The organism is Corynebacterium marquesiae (assembly GCF_030229635.1).
GTDB lineage: Bacteria > Actinomycetota > Actinomycetes > Mycobacteriales > Mycobacteriaceae > Corynebacterium > Corynebacterium marquesiae.
Window position 1 is genome coordinate 1 of the sequence record NZ_JASPII010000030.1, and the last position, 2,778, is coordinate 2,778.

Genomic DNA, 2,778 nt, shown 5'->3' on the forward strand with positions numbered 1-2,778 from the left:
CTGTGGAGCATAGGAGAATCGAACTCCTGACCTTCTGCTTGCAAAGCAGATGCTCTACCAATTGAGCTAATGCCCCAGTGCCTAGATACCTTACTACCGCAGCCGAAGTAACTACAAACCGCTCCCAACCTGAACCGCTCAAATCACTTTGGCCACTTTAGGCATGTCCTGTCACTTCCGTAACACGCAGGCGCTAGGGTCATGGGCACATCGTGTCCACTTTCCCTCACCCTTAGGAAAACCATGCGTCGCATTTTCACCTCCGCCCTCACCGTGCTCGTCGCCGCTGCCGTTCCAGCGACCGCTAACGCACAGTTGCCGCAGATTCCACAGCTGCCTGTGTCCTCCAGCTCGAATATCCAAGACGAAATCAACCATCGCATCGATGACGCCCGCGCGCAGGTCGAGGACATCACCTCCAAGGCCTTCCCGCAGAAAGCTCCTAAGCCAAAGGCACCTACCCCAGCGAAGAAGACAGAGCCGCGCAACAGTGGCGGCGTCGACTGTGCCAATTGCGTAGCTATCACCTACGACGACGGCCCAGGTGCCGAGACCAACCGCCTGCTGGACAAACTCAAGGCCAAGAACGCGCACGCAAGCTTCATGGTGATCGCCCCCAGTGCTGAGCAGCACCCCGAGCTCCTCAAACGCATGAAGGCCGAGGGCCACACCATTGGCAACCACACCAAGAGCCACCGCCAACTCAACACGCTGTCGCCTGAGCAGGTATCCCAGGAAATCGACGCTGGCAACGCCGCTATTAAGAAGGCCACCGGCCAGAGCACGCGCTGGGTACGCCCGCCCTACGGCGCTACCAACGCCACCGTGGATCAGGTAACCCGCGATAAGGGCGTCTCCCAGGCGCTATGGGACGTCGACACCGTGGATTGGAAAGACCGCAACTCTGAGCACGTCTGTTCCTCGGCCGTGCAGGGTGCCCGCGCCGGTTCCATTGTTTTGATGCACGATATCCACCCCACCACCGTGGACGCCGCCGATTGCGTTATCGATGGCCTACGCGCCAAGGGCCTCGAACCCGTGAGCCTGGATCGCCTCCTGCGCACCCCTGTGCCAGGTAAGCGCTACTATGCTCGTGGTTAATGATTGATTTTGCCCTGACTGCCGACGCCGTCGCTCCCCAACTCCTTGGCTGCACCCTCACCCATGCCGGGGTGAGCATCCGCCTCACTGAGGTAGAGGCCTACCTCGGTGCCGAGGATTCCGCGGCACACACCTTCAATGGCAAAACCCCGCGTAATGCGGCCATGTTCGGTCCGCCGGGCAGGTTCTACGTCTATATTTCCTATGGCATCCACCGCAACGTCAATATCGTCTGTGCCCCTGAAGGCACTGGCCAGGGCTGTCTGCTGCGTGGCGGTGAAATCATCGAGGGCGCCGACACCGCCTTCGCCCGCCGTGGCACCTCTGATTTTCATAACCTCGCCCGCGGACCGGGAAACCTCGGCAAGGCCCTCGGCTTCACGCTCGAAGACAACCACCAACCAATACAGATTGTCGAGCGAACCACCGAACCAGAATGGGTGTGCGGGCCGCGTATCGGTATCTCCAAAAACAAGGAAGCGGCCCTCCGGTTTTGGATCCCCTTCGATAAAACCGTCTCGGGCCGCCGCGGCTATCCCAAAAAATAACCCTGCTAGTTCCGCTAGCTAATAGCGCCCGCCGTAGCGCTCATCATTCTCGATGGCCTTAATGATCCGCTGATTAATCTGCAGCATCTGGCGGATCTGCGTACGCGTGAGGCTATCCATTACGGACTTGCGCGCCTGCTTAGCGTGCCCTGGAGCAGTCTCAACTACCTTGTCCCAGCCGCTATCCGTCAGCTGTGCCATGGTGGTGCGTCCATCAGTCGGGCACGGCTGGCGCACAACCCACCCCTGCTTCTCTAGGCGCGTCACAACCTGGCTCAACCGAGACAAAGATCCATTGGCGGTAATCGCCAAATCACGCATACGCATTTCGCGATTCTCCGCTTCAGAAAGCCGCGAGAGCACTGTGTACTCAAAAAAGCTCAGACCTGCATCATCACGCAGCTGAGCATCCAAAATATTGGTCAAGCGAATATTTACGCTCATTAGCGACATAAATGATGCCAGTTCTTCATCATTTAGCCAGTAGTCATCGCGCTCAGTCATGGGATTTATTGTATCAATTTGGCTTTAATTCTAAAGTGACTCGTCACTGTCCTAAACTCCAAGGCCTTAGTGCCCAGAGGACGGATCGATCGGTCGCTGCGCTCTCGGCAGCTTTTCTACCACCAAACGGTAGGAATCCGTCACCAACTCCTCTATCAACTGTTGGTGCAACTCTGCGTGTGGATAGACAGAAACCCAGTGCTTCTTATTCATGTGATACCCCGGCGCAATGAACGAATACTGCTGCTGTAGAGCCTGTCCGTCTTCTGGGTCAGCCTTAACAATCATTTGTTCTTGGCCCGTAACCGCGGTCAACAACAAGAAAACCTTGCCGCGCACTTTGAATGCTTCCCAATCAGGCCCGAAAGGACGCTGCGCCTGTGAACCGAGCATCTCTTCGGCGCGTTGGCGGGCAACTGCGTAGATATCACTACCGTCCATCATCGGCTCCCTCTTCGAGACTGGCTTAGTGCTGTCTTCAACGATATCGTCCATCCAAACCTCGGTTTTCGTCGACGGTTTTGCCGGTTTATATGGACGAAAATGGTGGGTTAAGGGTCAGAAAGTGTGTCTGGGATCGGTGATTTATAGTCACTGTCCAGTGTGATTGTTGAAAGTATAGGCT

The 2,778-nt window shown here is 56.6% G+C and carries 4 protein-coding genes and 1 tRNA gene; 2 read left to right on the forward strand and 3 right to left on the reverse strand.

The features are described 5' to 3' along the window. Positions 1-3: 3 nt before the first annotated feature. A tRNA-Ala gene (locus tag QP971_RS11195) sits at positions 4-76 on the reverse strand. A gap of 167 nt (positions 77-243) precedes the next feature. Here QP971_RS11195 and QP971_RS11200 point away from each other — a divergent pair. Together QP971_RS11200 and QP971_RS11205 are read left to right on the forward strand one after the other, a co-directional pair. Next, positions 244-1,101, forward strand: a complete 858-nt coding sequence (locus tag QP971_RS11200; protein WP_284811929.1) for a polysaccharide deacetylase family protein — start codon at positions 244-246, stop codon at positions 1,099-1,101. Then, on the forward strand, positions 1,101-1,649 hold the full coding sequence (locus QP971_RS11205; RefSeq protein WP_284811928.1) for a DNA-3-methyladenine glycosylase: 549 nt from the start codon (positions 1,101-1,103) through the stop codon (positions 1,647-1,649). The genes QP971_RS11200 and QP971_RS11205 overlap by 1 nt, the downstream gene beginning before the upstream one ends. 18 nt (positions 1,650-1,667) lie before the next feature. Here QP971_RS11205 and QP971_RS11210 read toward each other — a convergent pair whose 3' ends face one another. Beyond that, the gene (locus QP971_RS11210) at positions 1,668-2,153 is read right to left on the reverse strand and encodes a MarR family winged helix-turn-helix transcriptional regulator (protein ID WP_284791745.1); all 486 of its coding nucleotides are present in this window, start codon (positions 2,151-2,153) and stop codon (positions 1,668-1,670) included. 66 nt (positions 2,154-2,219) lie between these two features. Beyond that, positions 2,220-2,648: an MmcQ/YjbR family DNA-binding protein gene (locus QP971_RS11215; protein WP_284811927.1), complete on the reverse strand. Its 429-nt coding sequence runs from the start codon at positions 2,646-2,648 to the stop codon at positions 2,220-2,222. Between the last annotated feature and the right edge of the window lie 130 nt (positions 2,649-2,778).